Source organism: Streptomyces sp. WM6386, from assembly GCF_000972385.1.
GTDB lineage: Bacteria > Actinomycetota > Actinomycetes > Streptomycetales > Streptomycetaceae > Streptomyces.
On the sequence record NZ_JXTE01000012.1, the window covers coordinates 116,358 to 135,137 of the forward strand.

Annotated in this window: 16 protein-coding genes; 7 read left to right on the forward strand and 9 right to left on the reverse strand. The window is 71.9% G+C overall.

Translation table 11 applies throughout. The annotated features are described in order from the left end of the window. Positions 1 to 174 precede the first annotated feature (174 nt). Genes TN53_RS10215 through TN53_RS10225 form a run of 3 tightly spaced genes read left to right on the forward strand, consistent with a single transcriptional unit; the run spans position 175 to position 3,787 of the window. On the forward strand, positions 175 to 465 hold the full coding sequence (locus TN53_RS10215; RefSeq protein ID WP_046258135.1) for an SHOCT domain-containing protein: 291 nt from the start codon (positions 175 to 177) through the stop codon (positions 463 to 465). Continuing rightward, complete coding sequence (locus TN53_RS10220) at positions 462 to 1,229, forward strand: ABC transporter ATP-binding protein (RefSeq protein ID WP_046258136.1); 768 nt, start codon at positions 462 to 464, stop codon at positions 1,227 to 1,229. Before TN53_RS10215 ends, TN53_RS10220 begins: the two co-directional genes overlap by 4 nt. Then, on the forward strand, positions 1,226 to 3,787 hold the full coding sequence (locus TN53_RS10225; RefSeq protein WP_046258137.1) for an ABC transporter permease: 2,562 nt from the start codon (positions 1,226 to 1,228) through the stop codon (positions 3,785 to 3,787). Before TN53_RS10220 ends, TN53_RS10225 begins: the two co-directional genes overlap by 4 nt. A gap of 32 nt (positions 3,788 to 3,819) precedes the next feature. Here the strand turns inward: TN53_RS10225 and TN53_RS10230 are convergent, their stop codons facing one another. Then, entirely contained in the window at positions 3,820 to 4,359 is a 540-nt protein-coding gene (locus tag TN53_RS10230) for an ATP-binding protein (RefSeq protein WP_046258138.1), read from the reverse strand. A gap of 187 nt (positions 4,360 to 4,546) precedes the next feature. Beyond that, on the reverse strand, positions 4,547 to 4,870 hold the full coding sequence (locus TN53_RS10235; protein ID WP_046258139.1) for a hypothetical protein: 324 nt from the start codon (positions 4,868 to 4,870) through the stop codon (positions 4,547 to 4,549). Positions 4,871 to 5,203: 333 nt separating this feature from the next. Between TN53_RS10235 and TN53_RS10240 the strand changes: the two genes are divergently transcribed. Next, positions 5,204 to 6,328, forward strand: a complete 1,125-nt coding sequence (locus TN53_RS10240; RefSeq protein ID WP_046258140.1) for a PLP-dependent cysteine synthase family protein — start codon at positions 5,204 to 5,206, stop codon at positions 6,326 to 6,328. Between the two features lie 146 nt (positions 6,329 to 6,474). On the opposite strand, the gene TN53_RS10245 is transcribed toward TN53_RS10240, so the two are convergent. Both TN53_RS10245 and TN53_RS10250 read right to left on the reverse strand, forming a co-directional pair. Continuing rightward, on the reverse strand, positions 6,475 to 6,945 hold the full coding sequence (locus TN53_RS10245) for an SRPBCC family protein (protein WP_046258171.1): 471 nt from the start codon (positions 6,943 to 6,945) through the stop codon (positions 6,475 to 6,477). 51 nt (positions 6,946 to 6,996) lie between these two features. After that, positions 6,997 to 7,827, reverse strand: coding sequence for a DeoR/GlpR family DNA-binding transcription regulator (locus tag TN53_RS10250; protein ID WP_046258141.1), 831 nt, complete (start codon positions 7,825 to 7,827; stop codon positions 6,997 to 6,999). A 291-nt stretch (positions 7,828 to 8,118) separates the two neighbouring features. Here TN53_RS10250 and TN53_RS10255 point away from each other — a divergent pair, with 291 nt between their 5' ends. Further along, entirely contained in the window at positions 8,119 to 10,410 is a 2,292-nt protein-coding gene (locus TN53_RS10255; protein ID WP_046258142.1) for a hypothetical protein, read from the forward strand. 9 nt (positions 10,411 to 10,419) lie between these two features. On the opposite strand, the gene TN53_RS10260 is transcribed toward TN53_RS10255, so the two are convergent. The 4 genes from TN53_RS10260 to TN53_RS10275 all read right to left on the reverse strand — a co-directional run bounded on the left by TN53_RS10260 (position 10,420) and on the right by TN53_RS10275 (position 15,134). Next, a complete protein-coding gene (locus TN53_RS10260) occupies positions 10,420 to 12,858 on the reverse strand; it encodes a right-handed parallel beta-helix repeat-containing protein (RefSeq protein WP_046258143.1) in 2,439 nt (812 codons plus the stop codon). A 190-nt stretch (positions 12,859 to 13,048) separates the two neighbouring features. Beyond that, the gene (locus tag TN53_RS10265) at positions 13,049 to 13,654 is read right to left on the reverse strand and encodes a hypothetical protein (protein WP_046258172.1); all 606 of its coding nucleotides are present in this window, start codon (positions 13,652 to 13,654) and stop codon (positions 13,049 to 13,051) included. Positions 13,655 to 13,823: 169 nt separating this feature from the next. Next, a complete protein-coding gene (locus TN53_RS10270) occupies positions 13,824 to 14,654 on the reverse strand; it encodes an MOSC domain-containing protein (RefSeq protein ID WP_046258144.1) in 831 nt (276 codons plus the stop codon). A gap of 42 nt (positions 14,655 to 14,696) precedes the next feature. Next, the gene (locus TN53_RS10275; RefSeq protein WP_046258145.1) at positions 14,697 to 15,134 is read right to left on the reverse strand and encodes a DUF6643 family protein; all 438 of its coding nucleotides are present in this window, start codon (positions 15,132 to 15,134) and stop codon (positions 14,697 to 14,699) included. Between the two features lie 294 nt (positions 15,135 to 15,428). On the opposite strand from TN53_RS10275, the gene TN53_RS10280 reads away from it, so the two are divergent. Further along, a complete protein-coding gene (locus TN53_RS10280; protein ID WP_046258146.1) occupies positions 15,429 to 16,688 on the forward strand; it encodes a TerD family protein in 1,260 nt (419 codons plus the stop codon). Between the two features lie 6 nt (positions 16,689 to 16,694). Here the strand turns inward: TN53_RS10280 and TN53_RS10285 are convergent, their stop codons facing one another. Beyond that, a complete protein-coding gene (locus TN53_RS10285) occupies positions 16,695 to 17,861 on the reverse strand; it encodes a glycosyltransferase (protein ID WP_199924547.1) in 1,167 nt (388 codons plus the stop codon). Positions 17,862 to 17,927: 66 nt separating this feature from the next. Between TN53_RS10285 and TN53_RS10290 the strand changes: the two genes are divergently transcribed. Next, positions 17,928 to 18,713: a glutamate racemase gene (locus tag TN53_RS10290; RefSeq protein ID WP_046258148.1), complete on the forward strand. Its 786-nt coding sequence runs from the start codon at positions 17,928 to 17,930 to the stop codon at positions 18,711 to 18,713. Positions 18,714 to 18,780: the final 67 nt, after the last annotated feature.

The window sequence follows — 18,780 nt, forward strand, 5'->3', positions numbered from 1 at the left end:
CGCACTGTACATACTAGTAGTTACAGAAGTCGACCCCCTGCGGAGCAGCCGGAACGACCCCTCGTACTCCCCGGGAGGTACACGCACTGCCGCTGGCCGTACGACGACCCGCACCCCTCCCCGGGGCCAGTCTCGAGACATCACAGGAACCCACCTCTAGGGAGATGACCCGAGATGCAGACCCTGGCGCACTGGGACGGCGGGCCCGGCCCGTGGATCCTTCTCTTCCCGCTGATCTGGACGGCCGTCGTGGTCGGCGCCGTCACCGTCCTGCGCCGCACCGGCCGGAGCGGCCGCCGTGGCCCGTGGCGCGCGACGGCCGACACCGGTCCGTCCGGCGACTCGCCCATCGCCATGCTCGGCCGCCGCTTCGCCTCCGGAGAGATCGACGAGGACGAGTACTGGCGCCGGCTGTCCGTCCTGGACGAGCAGTTCGGCCGCACGGGCAAGGGCGGTGCGGCATGACGACCACGACCGCCGTCCGGTCGGCCGCCCGGGTGGTCGACGCCGTGAAGGTCTACGGCACCGGCGACACCAGCGTGAGGGCCCTGGACGGGGTGAGCGTCGACTTCCCGGTCGGCCGCTTCACCGCGATCATGGGGCCCTCGGGCTCCGGCAAGTCCACCCTGATGCACTGCGCGGCCGGCCTCGACGCGCTCACCTCGGGCACCGCCCACATCGGCGACACCGAACTGGGCTCCCTCGACGACCGCCGCCTGACCCTGCTGCGCCGCGACCGTGTGGGCTTCGTGTTCCAGGCGTTCAACCTGGTGCCCACCCTGACCGTCGAGGAGAACATCACGCTCCCCCTCGACCTGGCGGGCGGAAAGGGCGACCGCGAGTGGATCGACGCACTCGTCGACGTCGTCGGCCTGCGCGACCGCCTCCACCACCGCCCCTCCGAGCTCTCCGGCGGCCAGCAGCAACGCGTCGCCGTGGCAAGGGCGTTCGCCGGCCGGCCGGACGTCGTCTTCGCCGACGAACCGACCGGCAACCTGGACTCCCGCTCCGGCGGCGAGGTCCTCGGCCTCCTCGGCCGTGCCGTACGCCAGACGTCCCGCACCGTCGTCATGGTCACCCACGACCCGGTCGCCGCCGCCCACGCCGACGAGGTCGTCTTCCTCGCGGACGGGCGCCTGGTCGACCGTATGACCGCACCGACCGCCGACAAGGTCCTGGACCGCATGAAGGCCTTCGACACCACCTCACCCCTCGGAGGGCCGTCATGAACGCCTCCGTCCGCCTGAGCGTGTCCTCCCTGCGCGCTCACAGGCGCCGCTTCGCCGGAACCTTCCTCGCGGTGTTCCTCGGCGTCGCCTTCCTGGCCGGCACGCTCGTCATGGGCGACACCCTGCGCGCCAGCTTCGACACGATGTTCGGCAGGGCGACCAGCGGCACGGACGCCGTGGTCCGCAGCGCCGACGCCATCACCACACCGGGCGAGAGCGAGGGCGTACGCCAGCCGATCGCCATAGACCTGGTGAACGCCGTCGAACGCGTCCCCGGCGTGGCGGCCGCCGCCCCCGGCATCCAGGGCGCGGGCCAATTGGTCGGCGCGAACGGCGACCCCATCGGCGGCCAGGGTCCGCCCACCCTCGCGGGCAACTGGATCGCCGATCCCGAGCTCAACGCCTACCAGCTCGCCGAGGGCCGCGCCCCCGCGAAATCGGGCGAGGTCGTCATCGACCGGGGCACCGCCAAGCGCGGCGACCTGAAGATCGGCGACACGACGACGCTGCGAACGCCGGACCCGGTCGAGGTGACGATCGTCGGCCTGGCGACCTTCGGCGGCGAGGACGGCATGGCCCAGGTGACGTTCACCGGCATGACGCAGGCCGACGCCGAGAAGTACCTCACCGCACGGCCCGGCGAGGCGGCCACCATCCAGGTGCGCGCCGGTCCCGGCGTCAGCCAGCAGGAGCTTGTCGACCGGCTGACTCCCGTACTGCCCAAGGGGGTCGAGGCGATCACCGGTCAGAAGTCGGCCGAGGAGAACACCGAGATGATCTCCAGCCAGTTCCTGACCATCTTCACTCTCTTCCTCCTCGTCTTCTCCGGCGTCGCCCTGCTGGTGGCGACCTTCTCCATCCACAACACCTTCGCGATCGTCGTCGCCCAACGCACCCGTGAGAACGCCCTGTTGCGCGCCCTGGGCGCCTCCCGCCGCCAGGTCACCGCGTCGACCCTGATGGAGGCGACCGTGGTCGCGGTGACGGCCTCGCTCGTCGGCCTGGCGGGTGGCACAGGCATCGCCGCTGGTCTCCAGGCCCTGTTCCCGGCGATCGGATTCCCGTTCCCCGAGGGCGACTTGGTGGTCAGCGCGCTGTCCATGCTGCTGCCGCTCGCGGTCGGCATCGTGGTCTGCCTCGGCTCCGCGCTCCTGCCCGCCGTACGGGCGGGCCGCACCGCCCCCATGGCGGCACTCCGCGAAACCGCCGTCGACGCCTCGGGCGCCTCCCGCGTCCGCGCCGTCACCGGGATGGGACTCGCCGCCCTCGCCCTCGGCGTGACGATCAGCGGCGTCCTCGTCTCGCCGTCCCTGTGGCTCGCGGGCAGCGGTGCCGTGCTGGCCCTGGCCTCGTTCGTGGTCCTCGGCCCGGTCGCCGCCACCACAGCGGTACGCGTCCTCGGCGGCCCTCTCGACCGACTGCGCGGCGTCACCGGGGGCCTCGCCCGCCGCAACGCCCTGCGCAGCCCGAAGCGTACGGCCGCCACCGCCGGCGCCCTGATGATCGGCGTCGCGGTCGTCTCCCTGTTCACCGTGTTCGCCGCGTCTCTCAAGGCGACCATGGACCAGACCGTCTCCCGCTCCTTCGCTGGCGACATCGCGGTGAGCACCCCGGCGTTCGGCGCGGGCGGCAGCGGCCTGAGCCCTCGTCTGGCCGGCGCCGTCGACAAGCTGCCCGAGGTGGACACGGCCGTCGGACTCGGCCGCGGAGTCGCCGAAGTCGACGGCAAGGGAAGGGCGTTGACCGTCACCGACCCCTTGGCGCTGGAGCGCACCTTCGACCTGGGCACGATCAAGGGCTCCCTGAGCGACCTCGGCACGGACGGCCTCGCCATCACCGAGAGCGAGGCCGACAATCAGGGACTGAAGACCGGCGACACGACCCGACTGACGTTCACCGACGGCAAGAACGAGACCTTCACGGTCCGTGCCGTCTACGGCCGGTCCGAACTCGCGGGGGAGTACGTCATCACCCGCGCGGCCTGGGAACCGCACCGCACCCAGGACTCCGACACCCTCCTCGCCGTGTCGTTCAAGGACGGCGTGAGCACGGACACCGGCAAGGCCGCGGTGGAGAAGGTGGCCGAGCGCTACGGCAACCCCGAGGTACAGACCCGGGACGAGTACGCGCAGTCCTCTGCGGGCGGCATCGACATGATGCTCACCCTGGTCTACGCCCTGCTGGCCCTGGCGGTCCTCATCGCACTGCTCGGCATCGCCAACACCCTGACCCTGGCGATCCACGAACGCACCCGGGAACTGGGCCTGCTGCGGGCGGTCGGCCAGACCCGCTCCCAACTGCGGGCCATGGTCCGCTGGGAGTCGGTCCTGGTGGCCGCGTTCGGCACGGTCGGGGGCCTGGCGCTCGGCGGGTTCCTCGGCTGGGTCCTGGTCAAGGCCTCCGACGGCGCGAGCGACAGCGACTTCGCCTTCGCGATGCCGCCGCTGCAACTCGTGATCGTGGCCCTGGTGGGCCTGGCGGCGGGCGCCTTGGCGGGCCTGCGCCCGGCCCGTCGCGCGGCACGCCTGGACGTACTGCGGGCGATCGCCACCGAGTGAGACAGGGACTGCCGCAAGATGTCACCGCCCGGTCAGCCGACAACGGCCGACCGGGCGGGAGCATGTTCGGTCCTGAGGGCGTCGACCTCGGCGAACACCCGAGGTGTCTTCTCCGCGAGACGCCGCGGCGGCCGCCCCGCCCCGGCTTTCACGGCGGCCGGCGCGGAAAGCGCGAACCATACGACCTTGCCCGCCTCCCCGTCCGGCCGCACGCCCCAGCTCTCGCTGACTGCGGCCACCATGGCGAGCCCCCGCCCACGGGTGGCGAGCGTGCCGGCTTCCAGGAGGTTGTCGGGCATGTCCTCCACGACCGGCAGACGCGGGTCGTGGTCGTGCACCGAGACCATGAGCCGGTCGAGGACCAGCTCGATCTCCACGGTGCACATCTTGTCGGGCTGGGCGTGCCGGTGGACGTTGGTCAAGAGCTCCGTCACACCGAGCGCCGCCCGGTCTATGAGGGGGTCGAGATGCCAGTAGCGCAACTGCGCAGAGACGATTCTGCGGACCTGGCCGATCCGCGACGGCAGGGCTTGGAGCTCCACCGTGCAGTGCCTGCTTGGGTGACTGATCACGGCTGCGACTCCCCGACTGAAGAGGTCCGGAAGAACACGGAGTTCGGATCGATCCAGCAAGGCGCCTGATGAAACGGCCGCCTGCTGCCATGCCCGGCGGGCTGGTTCGCAGCGTTATCGCCGGTAAACCCAGAGTGACGTGAGAACAGCGTGACTCAAGGGGTGGGGTCCCGCAACTCGCGGTTCCTCACCCGTTACGTCCCGCGGCCCTCCGTACGGCCTCGATGAACCGGCGTGCCGCGGGTGGACCCGGCTCGCCCGGCGCTGGGTCGTGATCGCCGAGGGTCAGCAGATACCGCTTGCCGTTGAGGTCGGCGAGGGCCCGGTCATCGGCGGCGAACCAGGGCTTGGACGCCCGCACCGCCTGCACCGGTGCGCTGTCGATCTCGCTGCCGTAGCTGGTGAGCAACTCCAGCCGGCCGTCGCTGATCCGGACCTGCCCGGCCCGGGTGAGCGAACGCAGCCGCTTCCCGATCCGCACGCCCGTGGCCGTGAACTCCGGCTCCGCCATGCTCCCCGCCCCCTAGTGCGTTCTCGGTGTGCCGGCCCACGACCCGGCCCGATACGTGATCCAGTGTGCGCCCCCGTCCGGGACCGGCGCGTCCCGTCCGGTGCAGTCTGCCCGCACCCGGCGTCGAGCACCAGTGCGCATGCGACCCCCGGTGCGGGAGCCCGGAGCACTCGTCCGAATGCGCCCCCATGGCCTTGCGGAGCCCGGCCCCCAGGGTGGCCTTTGGGGTGCTCAAAGGTGTGTTTATGCAGGTGAGAAGCGTGCGGAAGGTGCTTATGATCGATGTGTCGACAGCGCGATCCGCTGTCGGCGCGAAGCCTAAGGAGCCCCGCCGTGAGCACCCCCCAGCAGACCCGGACCGGCGCCACCCTCGACGTCGACCACAGCGACGCCTCCTACCGTGACTGGCTGAAAGAGGCTGTACGCAAGGTCCAGGCCGATGCCAACCGCTCGGCCGACACGCACCTCCTGCGCTTCCCGCTGCCGGAGAAGTGGGGCATCGACCTGTACCTCAAGGACGAGTCGACCCACCCGACCGGCAGCCTCAAGCACCGTCTCGCCCGCTCGCTGTTCCTCTACGGTCTGTGCAATGGCTGGATCCGGCCCGGCCGCCCGGTGATCGAGGCGTCCAGCGGATCGACGGCCGTCTCCGAGGCGTACTTCGCCGGACTGATCGGCGTGCCCTTCATCGCTGTCATGCCGCGCACGACCAGCGCCGAGAAGATCCGCCTCATCGAGTTCCATGGCGGCCAGTGCCACTTCGTGGACGACTCGCGCAGGATGTACGAGGAGTCGGCCCGGCTCGCGGTGGACACCGGCGGCCACTACATGGACCAGTTCACCTACGCGGAACGGGCCACCGACTGGCGCGGCAACAACAACATCGCCGAATCCATCTTCCGTCAGCTGGAGCTGGAGCGGTTCCCGGAACCCGCGTGGATCGTCGCCACGGCCGGCACCGGCGGCACCTCGGCGACCATCGCCCGTTACGTCCACTACACCCAGCGCGACACCCGCATCTGTGTCGCCGACCCGGAGAACTCCTGTTTCTTCGAGGGCTGGACCACCGGCGATCCGGACGTCACCTGCGACTGCGGCTCCCGCATCGAGGGCATCGGCCGGCCACGCATGGAGCCGAGCTTCGTGCCCGGCGCCGTCGACCGGATGATGAAGGTCCCCGACGCCGCCAGCGTCGCCGCGGTACGGGCACTGGAACAGGCCATCGGCCGCAAGGCGGGCGGCTCGACCGGCACCGGTCTGTGGAGCGCGCTGAAGATCGTCGCCGAGATGGTGGCCGAGGGGCGGCGGGGCAGCGTGGTGACGCTGCTGTGCGACCCGGGGGACCGGTACCTCGACAAGTACTACTCGGACGCGTGGCTGGCCGAACAGGGTCTGGACATCCAGCCGTACGCGGCGGCGATCGAGTCGCTGCTCGAGACGGGAGTCTGGCCCTGCTGAGCGCTCCGCGGGAAGTGCCGCGATGTGCTGTCGGCCGTTCGCGGCGCCGTCGTGGCTGGTCGCGCCCCGCGGCGGAGCCGCATATGGATACGGCCCCGCGCCCCTTCAGGGCGCTGTCGAGCCGTAGAGGACTTCACCCGGCCCGCTCAGGCGGCGATACGCCGGTCCAGTGCGGCGACCGCGCCCCGGAACGCCCGCCCCAGCCCGGGGCGTCCGAGCTTCGCCATGAGGCGGACCGGGGCCGTGCCGTCGAGGGCGAAGGTCCAGCGCACCAGAGTGCCCGTTCCCGAGGGGGTGAGCCGCCACTCCTCGGCGAAGGCGTGGATGCCGGGGGTGTTCGCCACGTCGACGCGGTAGGCGTACACCTCGGGTTCCTTCGCCGCGATGATCGTCTCCTGGAAGCGTCCGCCGCCCCTGAGACGGATCTCGCGGGTAGAGCCGTCGCCGGTCGGCCGGGCGAAGGTGACCGCCGAGAACCACTCCGTCCAGCCCGGCACATCGTCGGCGAGGGCCCGGTAGACGACCTCCGGGCCGGCGGACATCTCCCGGGCGAAGACCATGCGCACGGGAGCGACCTCGATGAAGTCGAGCCCCACGGCGCGCAGTTGGTGAGCCACGATCACACCCCCAGGTGACGACAGAGGGGTGACACCCTAACTGACACCCAGTCAGCTGTCTGCAGCCCCACCGGGCTCACCGGCCACCACCAGCCGCCGCAGCTGCTCGGCGACCTCCTCGCGCGCCGCCGTGGGCAGCCCCGCGTCCGTCACCAGCGTGTCGACCTGGTCCAGCGCCGCGAACGAACTCAGGCCCACGGTGCCCCACTTGGTGTGGTCGGCGACCACCACGACCCGTCGCGCCGACTGCACCAGACGGCGGTTGGTCTCCGCCTCGGCGAGATTCGGCGTGGAAAGACCGGCCTCGACCGATATCCCGTGGACCCCGAGGAACAGCACGTCGAAGTGGAGCGCCGCGATCGCCTGGTCGGCCACCGGGCCCACCAGCGAGTCGGACGGCGTACGCACACCTCCGGTCAGCACGACCGTGGCCGCACCCTGACGGGGGCCCGTGGTGCGCTGCGCCGCGTGGAAGACATCGGCCACCCGCACCGAGTTGGTGACGACCGTGAGATCCGGCACGTCCAGCAGATGGTGGGCGAGCGCGTACGTCGTCGTACCGCCCGAAAGGGCGATCGCGGAGCCCGGGGCGACCAGTTCCGCCGCCGCTCGCGCGATGTCCTCCTTGGCGGTCAGTTCCAGGCCCGACTTGGCCTCGAAGCCCGGCTCGTGCGTGCTCGCCTCGACCACCGGGACCGCGCCGCCGTGCACCTTCTCCAGAACACCCTGCCGGGCGAGCGCGTCTAGATCACGACGCACGGTCATGTCCGACACGCCGAGCTTGCGGGTCAGCTCATTGACCCGGACGCCACCGCGACGCCGGACCTCGTCCAGGATGAGGGCGCGCCGCTGCTCCGCGAGGAGGTTCTGATTCTCGCTCACGTACGCTCCGGTCCTTTCGCCTCAACCCGTCCGACACGCCCCGCACACCTGCTCCGACGAGGACATTCTCCCCGTTCCCGGTGCATGGACGCCCCATCCTCGCACGGCACGGTACCGGTCGCGCCACCGGCCGTCACGGCGCGCGCATGTCACTTCGGCCTTATCCTCCGCCCCGACCGTCACACAGAACGGGGAGATTCCGTGACGAGAGGTGTACGGCGCAGCCTCAGCGGAGATCCTTGAGCCCGCACCGACAAAGCGGGCGGCACGTCACGGGGGAAGAGCGAAACAGTGGAACATGTGCAGGAACGTGCCTCGACGGGCGGGCCGGAGGGCTCCGCGCTGGAGCTGCTGGTCCACGGGGTGGGCGGTACGACGCCCGAGAAGATGCTCGACGATCCGCGGACGGTGCGGATCACCGGCGACGACACGGCGGCCGTGTTCCGGCGCGCCGAGGACGCCGGGACCGACCCCGGACCCGACCACCCCCGGCGCGAGCCGGTGCCCGAGGCGTACGTCTGGTGCAACCTCACCTCCGGCAACGCCTCACGCGCCCTGTGGCTGCTGCTGCTCCCGTTCATGGTGGTCAACCTCGCCCACTGGATGCGCCCCGCCGCCCGCGGCCGCACCCGCACGGTCCGGCTGTACGGGCTGCTGGTGCGGCTGGCCGGACTCTCCCTGACGGTGCTGCTGGTCGCGGCCGTCTGCGAGGTGGCCCTCGATCTCACGGCATGGCAGTGCGCGGGCGCACGCGCGTGTGCCGACCGGCACTCCTGGCTGGGCTTCCTGTCGCCGACCGTCTCCGACGGCGGCTGGTGGAGCCGCCCCGGCCGCAGGCTCGCCCTCGCCGCCCTGCTCCCCACCGTGCTCACCTGCCTGCTGTGGTACCTGTCCCACCGCACCTGGAACGCCTACGAGTCGCAAGCGCCGATGTCCCGCCCGGCCGAGCCCGACGAGGACACGGCCCGCACCGCCCTCGGCCGACCCGGCTTCTGGTACGGACGCCGGCTGGTGGCCCGGCTGCGCGCCGCCCACACCGCCGCTGCCCTGCTCACGGTCGCCGCGGCCGTCGGCTCCGCGGCGGCCCGCTTCGACCGCCGTCCCGACGGACCCGCCCTGCTCGACGCGCTGGGCCGGCTCCTGATGGTGTCGCTGGCCGGCGGCGCGGTCATGGTCGTCTGGGTGGTCTGCCGCCGCGGCCGCAGCGAGAACCGCCTCGACCGAGAGCTCGACGAGCATCTCGTACGACGTCTGCCGCTCGCCGCGCTCGGCCTGCTCGCCCTGACCATGCTGTACGCCGGCTGGGAGCGCCCGGGATGGGAGTCGCAGGGGCGGCTGCCGGGCGACGCCACCTTCGGCGGCATCGCCCTGGTCCAGGGACTGATCGTGATCGTCATGGCCGCCGTGGCCCATACGCTGCACCGCACCCATCCCGACCCGCGTGCCGCCATGCGCGGCCTGGGCGGGCCCGCCGTCGCGATGCTCGCCTGCGCTCTCGGCGGGGTGATGTCCGGCGGTGTGTCCCAGCGTGTGGCCGACTGGCTGGACGGCACCGGAACCACCATGACCGGACCGCCGGTCCTGCTGACCTGGCAGGCGTCCGTGATCCCGCCGCTCATCGTCGTCCTGCTGGTGCTGTGCGGCTGGCTGGGGCGTCGCACCTGGCAGCTGCGCCGCACCGAGCTCGCCGGCGTGGACACCGACTACCCGGACAAGCCCAAGGACCGGGCCCGGACCCGGCGTATCGCCAACGCCCGCGCGCTGGCCACGCTCACCGACCGGGCCCCGCTGATCGTCGCCGTCACCTCCGCCACGACCCTGCTCCTGGGCGCCGGCGCACTGGTGGGCGCCCTCGCCACCGGCAAGACGCCGGGCGAGGCGGCGGACAGGACGTACGCCTTCGTCCAGGGCGCCGCCGACACCGCCCAGGCGCTCGGCTCCTGGCTGATCGGGTTCGGTTTCATACTGTTCGTCACCTGGGGCCGGCGCGCCTACAAGGACCCCTCCGCACGCCGCACCATCGGCATCCTGTGGGACGTCGGCACGTTCTGGCCGCGCGCCGCCCACCCCTTCTCGCCGCCCTGCTACGCCGAGCGCGCGGTGCCCGACCTGACCTGGCGGATAGCCACCTGGACGCGCGCCACCGGCGGCCGCCTGGTGATCTCCGGACACTCCCAGGGCAGCGTCCTCGCCGCCGCCGCGGCCTGGCAGCTGACGCCGGCCGACCGCAGGCGGGTCGCGCTGCTGACGTACGGCTCACCGCTCGAGCGGCTCTACGGCCGCTGGTTCCCGGCCCACTTCGGGCCGGCCGCGCTCAGCGCCCTGCACCACGACGTCGCCTGCTGGCGCAACCTGTACCGGCCCACCGACCCCATCGGCGGCCCGGTCCGGCTGTCCGGCGAATGCGGCCCCGAGGTCGACCACGAAGCCCTCAAGGACCCGCTGGCCTACGGCCGCACCGAGCAGCACCCGCTCCCCACGCCGATCCTGGGCCACTCCGACTACCAGGCCGACCCGGCCTTCGCGCAGGAGCGGGCGAAGCTGCTGTCCCGACTGCGTCCGGACGTACCGGCGCAGCGGTAGCCGACCGGGTCAGCCGAGCTCCGGCAGATCCTCCGCGTACAGCAGCGTCAGATCGTCCGTGCTGGGCTCCGTGACCTGGGCGACGCGGCTCGCGTGCCGCTCGACCATGGCCTCGAAGGTCTGCCGGGCGGTGCGGCCGTTGCCGAAGGCGGGGCCCTTGGGGATGGCCGTGAAGTACTTGAGCAGGGCCTCCGGCGCGCCCGACGCCAGTCGGTACTCGTGCTCGTCGGCCTGCTGCTCCACGATCCGCAGCAACTCGTCGGGGGAGTAGTCGCCGAAGGTGATGGTCCGTGAGAAGCGGGACGCCACACCGGGGTTGACCGAAAGGAACCGCTCCATCTCGGCCGTGTAGCCCGCGACGATCACCACGACCGCGTCCCGGTGGTCCTCCATGAGCTTCACCAGGGTGTCGATGGCCTCCTTGCCGAAGTCGCGGCCGGAGTCCTCGGGGGAGAGCGCGTACGCCTCGTCGATGAACAGCACACCGCCGCGCGCCTTGTCGAAGGCCTCCTGGGTGCGGATCGCGGTGGAGCCGATGTGCTCGCCGACCAGGTCGACACGGGACACCTCGACGAGATGTCCCTTCTCCAGGACACCGAGGGAGGCGAGGATCTCGCCGTAGAGGCGGGCGACTGTCGTCTTGCCGGTTCCGGGGGAGCCGGTGAAGACCAGGTGGCGTTTGACCGAGGCCGCCTTGAGGCCGGCCTCCCGGCGGCGCCGGCCCACCTCGATCATGTCGGTGAGGGCCCGCACCTCGCGCTTGACGCTGTCCAGGCCCACCAGGGCGTCGAGTTCCCCCATGACGGCCTTGGAGGTGCGCGTGGGCTGCTCCGGCTCGGCGGGGGCGGCAGGCTGCTCCGGCTCGGTGGTGCGCTGCCCGGGGATCGCGCCGAGCAGAGAGGGGGACTGGCTCGCCGTCTGCACGGCCGGCTCCGGGTCGGCCGACGGGCGCAGCCCCGCGCTCTCGTCGCTCGTGCAGTCCTCGACGACCGGGCCGACGCCGGAACCCGTGTCCGGGCCGGCGTCCGCGAACTCGTACCCGCCCCGTGCGCACCGCTCCGTGCGGCACTTCTTGAGCGTCGTACGGGAGCCGTCGATCACATGGAAGCCGTAGCCGCCACTGCCGGTGACCCGGCAGTTGAGGAAGCTGCCCCGGCCGCCCGCCGACACGTAGAAGCCGGCCTCGGCGGGGGAGTCCACCGTGCACCGCTCGATCGTGGGGTCGGCGCCCTTGGTGACGATCACGCCGGTCTGGGTGCCGTCCACCGTGCAGTTGTTGAGGGTGCCGCCGCTGCCGTGGTCCCGGAACCAGGCGCCGGTGGCCGCGTCCCGGATACGGCAGTCGTCGAGCTGTGCGGTGGCTCCGTCGCTCACCGACACGGCCGTGTTGCGTACCTGGGAGAGGTCGCTGTCGACGACGTCCGCGCGGGAGCCGCGGTCCAGGACGAACAGCGCGTCCGGCACGTCGTGCACCCGGCAGGAGTCGAGCACCACGGTCGCCCCGTCGCTCACCCACACCGCGGGATAGTCGCCGGTGCTGTCGAAGATCTCGCACTGGTTGGCGTCCACGCGCGTGCCCGGATCCCACACCGACAGGCCGTTGCGGCCGAACTGACGCACCGTGGTGCGGGTGAGGGTGAGGACGGAACGCGACCTGAGGTCCACCGCGTTCTCGGGGATGTCGTGGATGCTGCAGTCGGCCAGGGTCAGCACGGCGTCGGTGTCGAGCGTGACGCCGTCCCCGGTGGTGCGGTGGACATCGCAGTCGGTGAGGTGCGCGGTGGCCTTGTTGGTGATCTGGACGCCGCTGCCACGGACCTCGTAGACCTCGCAACCCACGGCTTCCAGCGCGGAGTTCTCACCGGTCACCGACAGGCCCACACCCGACGCGTGATGCACCCGGCAGCGCTCGAGGCGCGGATGGGCGCCGCCGCGGACGGATACGCCGGCCTGACCGGCCGCCACGACCTCGCACTCCTCGAACACGCCGCCCCCGTCGTCGAGTACGGCGATGCCGATCCCGGCCGGGTTGTCGACGGTGCAGCGCCGCACGGTCGGCCGGGCGCCGCCGCGCACCTCGATCCCGGCCGCGGACCGGGTGACGATCCGGATGTCCGTCAGCTCCGGTGTGCCCTCCTCGACGAGCAGTGCCGGCGCGGCCGCGTCCTGGCCCTCCACATGCAGGTCCTGGACCACCGCCGAGGCGCGCACGGTCAGCGGCACCCCGTCGACGGGCGCGATGCGCACCGAGCCGGGGGAGCCCTCGGGGCCGCGCAGGGTCACCGCCCGCTGGACGACGAGGTTCTCCCGGTAGGTGCCGGGGGCGACGGTGAGGACGTCGCCGTCGGCCGCGGCCTCCAGGGCGGCGGCGAGCGATGCGTACTCACCCGTGCGGCGCCGCCACCGCGAGGTGCCGGTGTGCGTCACCTGGACCGTGCCCTGTGCCATGGCGTTGCCGTGCCCCCACTTTGCGGTACTCATGGCTCGCGGGCCGTCGGGACACCGGTACCGACGTCAAGTGCCCGACATCGGCAGGTCCCTGCGGCTCGCTCGCTCGCGGGTTCGTGCTGCCGAAGAAGTTCGGCCGGTCCACCGTAGCGTGCGCGCAGGCGGTGGGTTGACCAGAGCGGGAAGGCTGTCAGCTGCCGGTGCCGGTCCTGCCCCAGTCCGGGCCCGCCCGGTCCCAGGCCTGGTCCCAACGGGCGTACCGGCGACGGACCATGCGCCAGACGATCAACCGGCGGGCACTCTCGACGAGTCCGATACCGAGCAGGGCCGCGCCGAACCCGGCGAGTACGGCATGTGTCGTGGCGGTCGCGGAGTCCAGCGGCCGGGCCACTATGTGGCCCTGGGCGTCGGTCCATATCGTGAAGTGGTCGCCCTGGTGCGGTTCCTTGAGGTTCGCCAGCACCGGGCCGTGCTGTGCGGTGCCGTCCGGCGCGGTCCAGTCGGCGAGGACACGGGTGCGCATCTCCCGCCCGGTGGAGGTCTCGGGGTCGGCGTCCAGCGGGGACCGGTCCAGCTTGCGGGTCACGGTCGCCGTCACCACATGACGGACGACGCGCTGGTTGCGGACCGATTCCTGGAGGGAGTCCTGGGCGAGGCCGCCGACGACGACGCCGGCCACCGGCGCGACGACCAGGATGAGCACCATGGCCGCGAGGGCGACCCAGGCCTCGGCCAGATCGGTCGCACGGCGCAGCGGATTGCGCCGCCAACGCCAGAGTCCGCTCATCGCTCGCACCGTCCGCACCCCCTTCCCGCTCCGTGATAAGCCCTGGCGGAGATGTTCACGCGCAGGCCCGGTCAAAGAGAGAGCGAAATCACCAGCCGGACCTCTCATGAACTTCTCACGATTATCAACGCGCGGTCCCCCGCGGTGGGTTCCCGCACATCAGGCGTTGAGCGGGTCTCTACCGATCGAGGATCGTGACGGGGTCGCCGACGCGGATCGTGCCACGGGACCGGGCCACCAGGTTCTGCCCGAAGACCAGCTTTCCGCCCAGGCGCCGGTGGCGTCCCAGGGTGTGCAGAGGTTCCCTGCCGCGGGCGGCGGTGGACTGGTCGGTGGTGGTCACGACACAGCGCCCACAGGTCTTGGCGACCCGGAACGCGACCTCGCCGATCGCGAGCCGCGACCAGTCGTCCTCGGCCCAGGCGTCGGTGCCCGACACGACCACGTTGGGCCGGAACCGGTCCATGGGCAGCGGGCCCTCGGCGGCGTGATCACCCTGCGCGATCAGGGAGTTGAGGGCGTCGAGCGAGGCCGTCGTGGTGAGCAGCAGGGGAAAGCCGTCGGCGAAGGAGACGGTCTCTCCCTCGAGGGCGTACTCCGGATCGACGGGCCGACGCGTGGCGGGATCGTCCATGTGCACCAGGCGGACGTCCGCGCCGAGATAGTCGCTGCACCAGGCGTGGGCGGCCGCGTCCTCGGCGGGCACCGCCTCCACCTTGTCCCGGAAGATCGCCACCGGCACGGTCCCGACCGGGCGCGGCACGGGGACCTCCAGCGGCTCCATGCCGGGCGCGGACAGCCGGACACCGCCGCCGGGCAACAGCTCGGCGGCGGCAAGCGCGACACGCGGCTCCCGGCGTTGCGAGACGACCTTTCCCCCGTCGTCGATCAGCGCCCAGCGCCTGTCCCCGGCCAGCCCCCAGGGCTCCACGTCGGCCTCCCCGGGCGCGAGGCCCCGGAACGCCTTGACCGGATGGACATGAATCGACTGAAGCCGCGCATTACCCATGAACCCATCGTGCCAGCAGGCACGGAGGGTCCAGGGAACGGCTCAGTAGCCGCGGTACTGCTGGTTGTTGTACGGGTCCTGGTACGGAGCCGGAGCGGGGCGGGGAGCCGCGGGGCGCATCGCCTCGTAGCCCATGCCCTGCGCCGCCGCCGGACGGGGCTGCTGCGTCTGCGGGCCGGGATAGCCGCGCGGGGCGCCGGCCTGCTGCGGGATGTACGCGGCGGGCGCCTGCTGCAGCGGAGCCGGCTGCTGCGCCTGCGGGTAGCCGTAGGAGGGCTGGGAGGGACCCGCCGGGAGGGCGGGCAGTGCCGAAGGCAGCGCGGGCAGGTTGCTGCTGCTCGGCATGGCGTACTCGGCCGGGACCCGGATCGGGGCGATCTGCGGGGTGCCCCGCTCGGCCACGAGCGAGTCGTAGATCGGAGTGTCCGGGAAGGAGGCGGAGTAGTAGCCGCCGCCATAAGTGGAGCGGGGGGAGGTCATGGCACATAAGTTAAGCCCACGATGTGCTGGTTGGGGAGACCGATAAGAGGGTTGTTTTCCGTGTCGGCAGTGACCTCGGATCCCCAATGCGAGCGAAGGTGGGGAAAAGGGGCAGCGGCAGGGGTTCGGATCCTGTAAAGGCCGAGTTCCGAGCGGGTTACCGAGGGTTGGCGGGCGATCTCCCTGTGCATCGGATGGGAGTTCGCTGTCGCGGGGAATAGGTTGGCCCCTAGAGAACCAGTGGGCTGCCGGGACATGCCGGCGCGGTGACACGTGATGGGGGCGGACATGTCAATGTCGAAAGGGTCCAATGCTCCGGTGCCGACGACGGCACTGCGGGTCGAATTGGGCTGGAGTTCCGGACCGGGCGTACCCGACGCGGATGCCTCGGCGCTCCTCCTCGTGGGCGGAAAGGTCCGCTCCGACGGCGACTTCGTCTTCTACAACCAGCCGGCGCACACCTCCGGCGCGGTCCGCCACGAGGGCAAGCAGAACGCCGGTGGCCGGGTGGTCGACACACTTCTCGTCGACCTCGCGCGCGTGGAGCCCGCCGTCGAGACCGTGGTGCTGGCCGCCTCCAGCGACGGCGGGTCGTTCGGACAGGTGCCGGGCCTCTACATCGAGGTCAAGGACGCCGCCCAGGGCGCTGTGATCGCACGCTTCGACAGCACCGGCGCCAGCGTCGAAACCGCTTTCGTCCTCGGCGAGTTCTACCGCCGCCAGGGCAATTGGAAGTTCCGCGCCGTCGGCCAGGGCTACGGCAGCGGGCTGGAAGGGCTGGCCACGGATTTCGGGATCACCGTGGACGAACCGCAGCAGGCCGCCCCGTCCGCACCGGTGGCCCCGGCGGTCACCGCCCCGCCGGTGACCGTGCCGCCTGCGCCGGCCGCCCCTCCGGCACCCCCGGCGCAACCGGTCCGCCTCACCAAGGTCACGCTCACCAAGGCGTCCCCGTCGGTCTCCCTGACCAAGCAGGGCGGCACCTCGGGCGCGATGCGTGTGAACCTCAACTGGGAGGTCCGCAAGCAGTTCTCGGGCTGGGCGAGCAAGCTGGGCCGACCGGTCGCGACGCACAACGACCTCGACCTGGACCTGTGCGCCCTGTACGAGCTCACCGACGGCAGCAAGGGCGTCGTCCAGGCCCTCGGCAACGCCTTCGGCGCGCTGCACCAGCCGCCGTTCATCCACCTCGACGGCGACGACCGCACCGGCGCCGTCGCGAGCGGCGAGAACCTCACTGTCAACCTCGACCACAAGCAGGCCTTCCGGCGCATCCTCGTCTTCGTCACGATCTACGAGGGCGCACGCTCCTTCGCCGACCTGCACGCCACCGTGACCCTGCAGCCGCAGTTCGGCGCCGCGATCGATTTCTCGCTCGACGAGTGCACCGTCCCCTCGACGGTCTGCGCGCTCGCCCTGATCACCAACACCGGCTCCGACCTCGTCGTCCAGCGCGAAGCCCGCTACCTCGTGCCCGAGCGCGGGGTGAGCCCGCAGCGGACCGTCGACTACGCCTACGGCTGGGGCATGAACTGGACCCCCGGCCGCAAGTAGCGCGGGTCAGCCCTTGTCGGGCACCGTGTCCGGACGTGCGTAGGTGCGGCCTTTCCAGGCCGCACCGCGCCCCCGGTAGTGCTGGACGGCCGAGTCGACCGTCATCAGCAGATAGAGGAACGCCGTGAACGGCAGCAGGGGAGCGAGCCACAGCGGCTGCCGGTAGTAGCGGAGCATGGGGACGTACGTCCCCGTCATCACCAGCCACGCGAGCCCGCCGAGGACCGCGGTCGCCGCACTTCCCGCGACGAGCCCCACCACCAGGAACACGGGCGGCACCAGGTAGACCAGCGCGAGCCCGGCCACCGTTCCGGCCAGCAGCGGAAGGCTGTGCCGCAATTGCGCGTACGCGCTGCGCGAGACCATGCGCCACAGGTCGTGCAGCCGCGGATAGGGCCGCACGCTGTCCACCCGCTCGGCCAGCCCCAGCCAGATGTGACCGCCCTCGCCCTTGACCGCGCGCGCTAGCGCCACGTCGTCGATGACGGCGTGCCGGATCGCGTCCGGGATCCGCGCCCGCTCGGCTGTCTCCGTGCGCAGCAGTACGCAGCCGCCCGCGGCCGCCGCCGTTCGGGACCCCTTCTTCCCGATACGGCGGAAGGGGTACAGCTGGGCGAAGAAGTAGACGAAGGCCGGCACGACCAGCCGCTCCCACAGGCTCTCCACCCGCAGCCGGGCCATCTGCGACACGACGTCGAAGCCGCCGGTGCGCGCCGCCGCGACCAAGGCGCGCAGGCTCTCCGGCTCGTGCGCGATGTCCGCGTCCGTGAGCAGCAGGTACTCGGGGTCACGTGCGCGTGCCAGGCCGATGCCATGGCGCACCGCCCACAGCTTGCCGGTCCAGCCGGCGGGCGGTTCGCCGGGCGAGCCCACGGTGAGCGGCAGCCCGCCGTACCGCCGCGACAGTTCACGGGCGAGCTCCGCGGTGCCGTCCGAGCTGCCGTCGTCGACGAGGAAGACCTCGGCCGCCCCGGGGTAGTCCTGGGCCAGCAGCGACGGGAGACTGGCGGGCAGGACGGCGGCCTCGTCGCGCGCGGGCACGACGACGCAGACCGGCGGCCACTCGTCGGGATCCCGCCGCCCGGGCAGCCTGACGTCCGTACGCCAGAAGAAGCCCTGGCAGAGCAACAGCCACAGCCAGGCGGCGAGGGAAGCGGCGGCGGTCCACGTCATGGCGCTCACTCGCGCAGTGTCCCCCACCGGACCGGCCCGCAAAGGCTCATCGTCTATCGTGGCCGGGTGAAGATCGCGCTCATGGACTCCGGAATCGGCCTGCTGCCGGCCGCTGCCGCGGCACGCCGGCTCAGGCCCGACGCGGATCTCGTCCTGTCCTGGGACCCCGACGGGATGCCCTGGGGGCCGCGCACCCCCGACGACATCACGGAACGGGCGCTGGCCGTCGCCGAGGCCGCCGCGGCGCACCGTCCCGACGTGCTGATCGTCGCCTGCAACACCGCTTCGGTGCACTCGCTGCCCGCGCTGCGGGCCCGTTTCGAGCCGGACCTGCCGATCATCGGCACCGTTCCGGCGATCAAGCCGGCCGCCGCGGGCGGTGGCCCTCTCGCCATCTGGGCGACCCCCGCCACCACGGGCAGCCTCTACCAGCGCGACCTCATCGAGCGGTTCGCCATGGGGGTGGACGTCGCCGAGGTGCCGTGCCCCGGGCTCGCGGACGCCGTGCACCATGCCGACGAGCCGGCGATCGAGGCTGCGATCGCCGCTGCCGCGGCACGTACTCCCGCCGACATCACGACCCTCGTCCTCGGCTGCACCAACTACGAACTGGTCGCCGAGCGCATTCGTGCGGCAGTGCAGCAGCCGGGCCGGGCGCCGCTCATTCTGCACGGCACCGCCGGAGCGGTGGTCGCCCAGGCACTGCGCAGGATCGGCGAGCTGCCGGCTCCCGAGGCGTCCGCCGACGGCGGTCTCACCGTGCTGCTCAGCGGACGTGAGGCCGAGCTGCCCGGGACCGCGCTCACGTACGCGGAAGGCCGCTTCCTCTCGGCGGTCAGCCCTGCCCGCTGACCGAGGGTGACGAAATAGGCCCCGCTCAGTCCACCGGCCCACTCACCCTCTGCTACGCGGTACCCGC

Excerpts from the sequence above, each read along its gene's own strand:
- TN53_RS10215 (WP_046258135.1), top strand. The coding sequence starts at position 175 with ATGCAGACCCTGGCGCACTGGGACGGCGGGCCCGGCCCGTGGATCCTT.
- TN53_RS10220 (WP_046258136.1), top strand. The coding sequence starts at position 462 with ATGACGACCACGACCGCCGTCCGGTCGGCCGCCCGGGTGGTCGACGCC.
- TN53_RS10225 (WP_046258137.1), top strand. The coding sequence starts at position 1,226 with ATGAACGCCTCCGTCCGCCTGAGCGTGTCCTCCCTGCGCGCTCACAGG.
- TN53_RS10235 (WP_046258139.1), bottom strand. The coding sequence starts at position 4,870 with ATGGCGGAGCCGGAGTTCACGGCCACGGGCGTGCGGATCGGGAAGCGG.
- TN53_RS10260 (WP_046258143.1), bottom strand. The coding sequence starts at position 12,858 with ATGGCACAGGGCACGGTCCAGGTGACGCACACCGGCACCTCGCGGTGG.
- TN53_RS10270 (WP_046258144.1), bottom strand. The coding sequence starts at position 14,654 with ATGGGTAATGCGCGGCTTCAGTCGATTCATGTCCATCCGGTCAAGGCG.
- TN53_RS10275 (WP_046258145.1), bottom strand. The coding sequence starts at position 15,134 with ATGACCTCCCCCCGCTCCACTTATGGCGGCGGCTACTACTCCGCCTCC.
- TN53_RS10280 (WP_046258146.1), top strand. The coding sequence starts at position 15,429 with ATGTCGAAAGGGTCCAATGCTCCGGTGCCGACGACGGCACTGCGGGTC.
- TN53_RS10285 (WP_199924547.1), bottom strand. The coding sequence starts at position 17,861 with ATGACGTGGACCGCCGCCGCTTCCCTCGCCGCCTGGCTGTGGCTGTTG.